Raw genomic sequence first — 7509 nt, 5'->3', positions numbered from 1 at the left:
GATCCGATGACAACGCTGAGCCCATCAATCCTCCTGTCGAGGACCAAAGGGAATCAGATCACGCCGTGCCAGGGAACCCCGAACGACTCGCAGCGGTCGGCAACAGCTCTAGAGCTGATCCCTAAGGACTACGCGTCTCGCCTCGGGAAGGCGCTGAGCGAGACCCGCGCCAACTCCCGCAAGGCCGGTCCGGGCCGAGGACGAGGCGAAACGCCTGCGGCTTCGCCTGTTCCTGATGCCGGTCCTCTACGTGCTGCTACGCTGCTTCTCGGCCAACCGGCCACCCAAGAAATATGACGCAAGCGAGCCGGTTTCCGGCCGCGACAGCATTCGGCAAGCTGCATGACCCATCGTGTTCCTTGCTCCGACACAGGCATATCAAAAGCCAGTTGCTCAACGGAGTGTTGCGTGGAAGCTACTCATCTTCTTTATACCGTGACAATCAGATACAGTATAATTACCTCATTCGAGACCATCAATAGAGATCCTCTCGCGCGCATATGCTGCGCTTGGGCGGTAAAAAGCTTAATGCCGGCTGTTGACACGAGGCAGAAATCTAGGCCCCACCTATTTAACCGCCGCTTTCCACCCCATCCGGACCTTCAACGGCCACAGCTCGAATGTCCGCTTGGGGTCAGGAGTTCGCATGCCGACTGGTCGGCTACGCGCCATGAGCCGACATTGGGTCAGCCGGTGCTGAACCGCCGCTTCCCATTGTTGCGGACCCTGGAAAGGTCCGCTTCGAGGCCGTCTATGAGGTAGGGTTTTACGTCTGGGATGGGTGGATTTTGACCATCTGCTTTCCGGCGTTGCACGCGAAAAGCGTACATCCAGCCTTTGACAGGGTCTGATCGAAAGCGAACTAAAATGGGCGTAAAACTCGACGATGAGAATGACCCCATACAGACCTCGGGTCTGCCCGCTAATACTTCCTCTCAGTATGCTCGAACGGCACGTTCCCGACGTTGAGCCACGACAAGGCGGTCACGCAGTCTTCCTGATATTCTCGCGGGACCGCGGCGTTTGGGTTTTCATCGGCGACGGAATGCGAACCAAAGCCCGGACACATCCGTCGCGGCGGCGGCCTCCGGGGCATCCTGAACTAACTCGCGGTCCTGGGCCGCGGGGACCGTCGATGCCCGTCCGTCGCCGCCGCGATCGGCTTGGCGCCGCCGGCGAGCCTCCAACGCGCCCTGTATCCCAGACAGCAGCCGTTCCATTCGGCCAAGCCCCGATGCACCAGCTCGTCGCAGGCGCGGTATATGCCCTCGACGAGGACGGCGCTCGAATAGCCGGCGCGGATCTTGATCACCGACGCGCACATGAAGTGCTCGTCCAGGGCGGCGAGCACCTCCAGTTCGGACGTGCTCAGCTCCGAGGCGGGGCTCTTCGTTTCGGACATCGTACCCGCTGCCCTCAAGCCGCTAGACCGTGGCGTAGTCCACCTGCCACATGTGCCGCCGGACGAGTTCCTTGACGTCGGCATCCGCCGGAACGTCGGACAGGCCTTCCTTGATCGCCTGCCTTGCCACGCCTTCGGCGACGTGCAGCGACACCTCCCGCAGCTCGCTGACGGGTGGAAGCAGGTTGCCATCGGCGTCGTCGCGGGTCGGGGAGACCGCGGCGAGCGTCCGCGCCGCGGCCATCAGCATGCCATCGGAGATGCGGCGCGCCCTGACCGCGATGGCGCCCAGCCCGATGCCGGGAAAGACGTAGGAGTTGTTGGTCTGGTCGATCCGCTTGTACCGCGCGCCGTCGAGCACGGGCGCGAAGGGACTGCCGACGCCGACCACGGCGCGGCCGTCGGTCCAGGCCAGGATATCGGCCGGCGTCGCCTCCGCGCGCGAGTTGGGATTCGAGAGCGGGAAGACCACCGGCCGTTCCACGCCCGCCGCCATGTCCCGGATCACCTGTTCCGGGAAACCGCCCGGCTGCCCCGAGACGCCGATCAGCGTGGTCGGGCGGGCGTTGCGCACGACATCGGCGAGGCCGACATAGCCGTCCCGGTCGAGCTGCCAAGCCTGGGCGACGTCACGCGGCCGGGCAAAGGGTTCCTGGAACGGCAGCAGCCCGGGCATGTCTTCGACCAAGAGCCCGTCCCGGTCCACGAGGTAGAACCGCGAGTAGGCCTCGGCTTCGCTCAGCCCGTCCTCCATCATCGCCCGCAGCAGCAGCACGCTGATGCCGCAGCCGGCCCCGCCGGCGCCGAGCACGACGATCCTCTGGTCCTTGATCGGGACGCCCGTGACGTTGACGGTCGACAGGAGCGTGCCGGCCGCGACCACGGCCGTCCCCTGGACGTCGTCGTTGAAGGTGCAGAGCCGGTCCCGGTACCTGTCCAGGAGGCGCGTGGCGTTGTGCCGGGCGAAGTCCTCCCACTGCAGCAGCGCGTGCGGCCAACGCCGCCGGACGGCTTCGACGAACGCCTCGATGAAGTCGTCGTACTCCTGCCCGCGCACGCGTTCGTGGCGCCAGCCGACATACAGAGGGTCGGCCAGGCGTTCGGGATTGTCGGTGCCGACGTCGAGGAACAGCGGCAGCGTCTTGGCCGGGTTGATCCCGCCGCAGGCCGTGTAGAGGGCGAGCTTACCTATCGAGATGCCCATGCCACCGGCGCCCTGGTCACCGAGGCCGAGCACACGCTCGCCGTCCGTCACCACGATGACCTCGACGTCATCGAAGCGCGGGCTGGCGAGGATTTCGTCCATGCGGTCCTTGTGGGGATAGCTCAGGAAGATGCCGCGCGGCTTCCAGAAGTGCTGACTGAAGGATTGGCAGCCGAGCCCCACCGTCGGGGTGTAGACGATGGGCAACATCTCCTCCAGGTGCCGGCTCAGGAGGGCGTAGAACAGGATCTCGTTGCTGTCCTGTAGCCCCCTCAGGAAGACGTAGCGGTCGAAGTCGTTCGCCTGGCTTCGGAAGGCCTGCAACCGGCGGGCGACCTGCTCGTCGAGGGTCGCGACCAGGGGAGGGAGCAGGCCATGGAGACCCCATTTGTCCCTCTCCTGCTCGGTGAACGCGGTTCCCTTGTTCAGGAGGGGGGCCCGAAGTATATCGAGCCCGCTGCGCGCCGCGACCATGATTTCCTCCGCCCTTGATTAAGTCGATACCAGCACGCCGCAGGGCGGAAACTGATCCGATCATGTCCGGTCCATGCCGGTTTGAGCACTTTCGCGGAGGGATAGCGTTCGTGGGGGGTCGAGGCTAATGCCGGTTCGTCATCACGTTATGTTCGCGGCGCATCGCCCCGGCAGGCGCGGTCCCGCGATCCCTGCCCGACGATGGTCCGGCCAGTTGGCTCCCGTGGCGACGAGCGCGCCTAGGTCCCTGACCGGCTGAGATGGTCCCAGAGCTTGTCGGCCGTCCTGTTGCGGCAGTCGAGCGAGCGAAACAGACGGATCTCAATCGGCACGTCGAACTCCGGCGGCCCCGCCCGGACGAGTTGACTGCGTCCCTGATGCTCGTCCGCGAGGGTCTGCGGCAGCCAGGCGATGCCATGCCCGTCACGCGCCATGGTCATCAGCGTGGCCGCGAGATGGGAGGTCAGCGCGGTCGTCATGTGGGTTCGCGTCCGATCCTGGCACGCCGCGAGGATCCGGCCGAGCCCGGAGGCCTGGCTGTAGGCCAGGAAGGGGACCGGGGCGTTGGCGGTCCCCGGCAGGCGCCACATCGGTCGCCCGTCAGGGTCGGCGGCGCACAGAGGCACTAGCACGTCATCGCCCACGGGCGCGCTGGGGAAGCGCTCCGCCTCGAAACGGGTCGGGGCGTCCGGGTGATGGTGGCAGAGGAGGAAGTGCACCTCGCCTGCGAGCAGGATCTGCTCACAGGCTTCCATGCTGTCGGAGATGAGGTTCAGCGTCCCGAGCGCCTGCTGCTGCATCAGCCCGCGTATCCAGTTCGGGAAGAACGTGAACGAGAGGGCGTGGGTCGCGGCAATCGACAGCGTCGCGGTATCGTACGCGCCGACCGCCTTCGTGTCCCGCCTGGCCCGATCCAGGTCACGGATAAGATTCTGGACAGCCGGCTCGAAGCGTGCGCCGGCCGGCGTCAGCGTCGCGCCCTGGGCGCCGCGCACGAACAGGGACGTGCCGACCCACTCCTCCAAGGCTCGGATGCGCCGGCTGAAGGCGGGCTGCGACACATGGCGCACCTCGGCGGCCCGCGAGAACGTCTTCTGCTCCGCCAGGGCCAGGAAGTCCTTCAGCCAGTCCAGTTCCATGCCCGATACCGTTCACGCATAGCGCGTTCCGAACATGGCATTGGCGGCTCGACGGTGTCCAGACGTATGGAACCCTCGAAGCCCTCAAAAGAGGGGCGCCTTATTCAAACGCTCAGAGAGCAATTTAGGGAGGAGGAATGCCATGAAAACATGGCTTAGCCGTCTTTATGTACAAGTCTTCATCGCCATCATACTCGGCGGCCTGATTGGCTATTTCCTGCCGGACGTAGGCATCACCCTGCAGCCACTTGCTGACGGCTTCATCAAGCTGATCAAGATGCTGCTTGCCCCGGTCATCTTCGGCACCATCGTCGTCGGCATCGCCAAGATGGGCAACCTCAAGGAGGTTGGCCGGATCGGCGTCCGGGCGCTGATCTACTTCGAGGTCGTCTCGACCCTCGCGCTCGTCATCGGCCTCGTCGTCGTCAACGTCATGCAGCCTGGCGTCGGCATGAACATTGACGCCAATGCCATCGATGGCAGCGCCATCGCCGGCTACGCCAAGCGGGCCGAGGCCCAACCGGGCTTCGTCGGCTTCCTGATGGACATCATCCCCTCGACGATGGTGGACGCCTTCGCCAAGGGGGCCATGCTGCAGATCATCCTGATCTCACTTTTGTTCGGCCTGGCACTGGTGCAGGCGGGTGAGCGCGGCAAGCCGGTCGTGGTGGTGATCGACAGCCTGCTCGATGCCCTGTTCCGCATCGTCGCCATGGTCATGCGCCTGGCTCCCATCGGTGCCGGTGCCGGCGTCGCCTTCACCATCAGCAAGTACGGCTTCGGCACCGTCTGGTCGCTCGCCTACCTGATGCTCGGTGTCTACGCGACCTCGATCCTCTTCGTCGGCGTCGTCCTCGGGGCGGTCTGTGCCTGGACCGGGTTCTCGCTCGTGAAGCTGCTCAGCTACTTCAAGGACGAGATCCTAATCACCTTTGGCACCTGCTCCACCGAGGCGGTCATGCCGCGCATGATGGCCAAGCTGGAGCGGCTCGGCTGCGAGAAGTCGGTGGTCGGCCTGGTGCTGCCCACGGGCTACACCTTCAACGCCGACGGCACCTGCATCTACCTGACCATGGCGGCCATCTTTGTCGCCCAGGCCACGAACACGCCCCTGGGCCTCGGCGACCAGCTCGTCGTCCTCGGCGTGTTGCTCCTGACCTCGAAGGGGTCGGCCGGCGTCGCCGGTGCTGGGTTCGTTACCCTCGCCGCGACCCTGTCGAGCATCCACACCGTCCCGGTCGCCGGCTTGGTCCTGCTGCTCGGCGTCGACCGCTTCATGAACGAGGCCCGGGCGGTCACCAACCTGATCGGCAACGCAGTCGCCACCATCGCGGTCGCGAAATGGGAAGGCGCCTTCGACCGCGCCAAGGCCGAGGACGCCTACCGCAACCGAGCAGAGGTCGCGGCCGAAGACGTAATCCCGGACACCGAGGCCGGGCATGCACTGCCCCGCCCCGTGGCCGTCGCCCACTAGGCCTGGCGATCCACGCCAGCCCTCCAACCCAACCAAACGTTCACAACCCAGGGAGAACAGCCATGCGTATCGTTGATGTCTGCGAGGTCACCAAGCCGATCTCGTCCCCCATCCGCAACGCCTACATCGACTTCTCGAAGATGACGGCGAGCCTCGTGGCGGTGGTCACCGATGTCGTGCGCGACGGTCGTCGGGTCGTCGGCTACGGCTTCAACTCGAACGGCCGCTACGGCCAGGGCGGCCTGATCCGCGAGCGCTTCAAGAACCGCATCCTGGAGCTGGAGACCAAGGACCAGCTGAACGAGGCCGGCGACAACCTCTGCCCCCACAAGCTGTGGGCGGCGATGATGACCAACGAGAAGCCCGGCGGCCACGGCGAGCGCTCGGTGGCGGTGGGCACCCTCGACATGGCCATCTGGGACGCAACCGCCAAGATCGCCGGCAAGCCGCTGTTCCGGATGCTCGCCGAGCAGAAGGGCGTCGAGGCCAACCCGCGCGTGTTCGTCTACGCAGCCGGCGGCTACTACTACCCGGGCAAGGACGACACCCAGCTGCGCGCCGAGATGCGCGGCTACCTCGACCGTGGCTACAACGTCGTGAAGATGAAGATCGGTGGCGTGCCGATTGACGAGGACCAGCGCCGGATCGAGGCCGTGCTCAAGGAGATCGGCTCCGAGGCCCAGCTCGCCGTCGACGTGAACGGCCGCTTCAACCTCGAACAGGGCATCGCCTACGCCAAGATGCTGCGCCAGTACCCGCTGTTCTGGTACGAGGAGATCGGCGACCCGCTCGACTACGCCCTCCAGGCGGCCATCTCCGAGTTCTACCCGGGCCCGATGGCCACCGGCGAGAACCTGTTCTCGCATCAGGACGCCCGTAACCTGCTTCGCTACGGCGGCATGCGGCCTGACCGGGATTACCTCCAGTTCGACTGCGCCCTGTCCTACGGCCTGGTCGAGTACCTGCGCACCCTCGACGTGCTGCACCAGTTCGGCTGGTCGCCCTCCCGCTGCATCCCGCACGGCGGCCACCAGATGTCGCTCAACATCGCGGCTGGCCTCGGGCTCGGCGGCAATGAGAGCTACCCGGACCTGTTCCAGCCCTACGGCGGTTTCCCGGACGGCGTGAAGGTCGAGAACGGCCACATCGTGATGCCCGAGCTGCCGGGCATCGGCTTCGAGGGCAAGTCCGACCTGATCAAGGTCATGCGCGAACTGGCCGAGTAACAGCCAGTCGAGGGCGCCGGCGGGCCGTGGGTCCCGCCGGCGCACGGAACTCGGATGCCGATTGTCCGGCGCGAAGCCGGAGCCACGAAAGGGACGGGACCGATGGATTGCCGCTGCGACCACCTTCATCTGCGCAGCCGGGATGCCGTCGCCGCGGCCCGGTTCTACGTCGACANCGGAGCCACGAAAGGGACGGGACCGATGGATTGCCGCTGCGACCACCTTCATCTGCGCAGCCGGGATGCCGTCGCCGCGGCCCGGTTCTACGTCGACAACCTCGGCGGTCGGGAGATCCGCCGGGACGGCTCTCCCGCCGTCACCCGGGTGACGATCTCCCTGGGCGGCCTGACGCTGTTCATCGAGCAAGCCCCAGACGACCTCAGCGGCGCAGTCGTGCCGCCTCATCTCGGAATTGAGCACATCGGCCTCGCCGTCGACGACATCGAAACGGCCATGCGCGAGCTCCGGCATCGCGACGCACGAGTCGTTTCCGGCATCACCGAGGCCCGGCCTGGGCTCCGCGTCATCTTCATCGATGGTCCGGACGGCGTTCGCATCGAAATCCTGCAGCGTACGGACACATCCTTCGG

At 65.8% G+C, this 7509-nt stretch carries 6 protein-coding genes; 3 read left to right on the top strand and 3 right to left on the bottom strand.

What is annotated here, in order from left to right; translation table 11 throughout:
* Window positions 1-1102: 1102 nt before the first annotated feature.
* From ASG52_RS15505 to ASG52_RS15495, 3 genes are all read right to left on the bottom strand, one after another.
* Window positions 1103-1402, bottom strand: a complete 300-nt coding sequence (locus ASG52_RS15505) for a hypothetical protein (RefSeq protein WP_056244932.1) — start codon at window positions 1400-1402, stop codon at window positions 1103-1105.
* Between the two features lie 22 nt (window positions 1403-1424).
* The gene (locus ASG52_RS15500) at window positions 1425-3080 is read right to left on the bottom strand and encodes an NAD-dependent malic enzyme (RefSeq protein ID WP_056244929.1); all 1656 of its coding nucleotides are present in this window, start codon (window positions 3078-3080) and stop codon (window positions 1425-1427) included.
* A gap of 239 nt (window positions 3081-3319) precedes the next feature.
* Entirely contained in the window at window positions 3320-4219 is a 900-nt protein-coding gene (locus tag ASG52_RS15495; RefSeq protein WP_056244927.1) for a LysR family transcriptional regulator, read from the bottom strand.
* A gap of 142 nt (window positions 4220-4361) precedes the next feature.
* On the opposite strand from ASG52_RS15495, the gene dctA reads away from it, so the two are divergent.
* The 3 genes from dctA to ASG52_RS15480 all read left to right on the top strand — a co-directional run.
* Window positions 4362-5693, top strand: a complete 1332-nt coding sequence (gene dctA / locus ASG52_RS15490; RefSeq protein WP_056244923.1) for a C4-dicarboxylate transporter DctA — start codon at window positions 4362-4364, stop codon at window positions 5691-5693.
* A 62-nt stretch (window positions 5694-5755) separates the two neighbouring features.
* Complete coding sequence (locus tag ASG52_RS15485; protein WP_056244920.1) at window positions 5756-6919, top strand: mandelate racemase/muconate lactonizing enzyme family protein; 1164 nt, start codon at window positions 5756-5758, stop codon at window positions 6917-6919.
* Window positions 6920-7120: 201 nt separating this feature from the next.
* A partial coding sequence (locus ASG52_RS15480) for a VOC family protein (protein WP_156383989.1) occupies window positions 7121-7509 on the top strand: 389 nt, incomplete at its 3' end.

This window comes from Methylobacterium sp. Leaf456 (genome assembly GCF_001425465.1).
In the GTDB taxonomy this organism is placed as follows: Bacteria; Pseudomonadota; Alphaproteobacteria; order Rhizobiales; family Beijerinckiaceae; genus Methylobacterium.
This window is presented reverse-complemented; position numbering and strand designations above follow the sequence as displayed.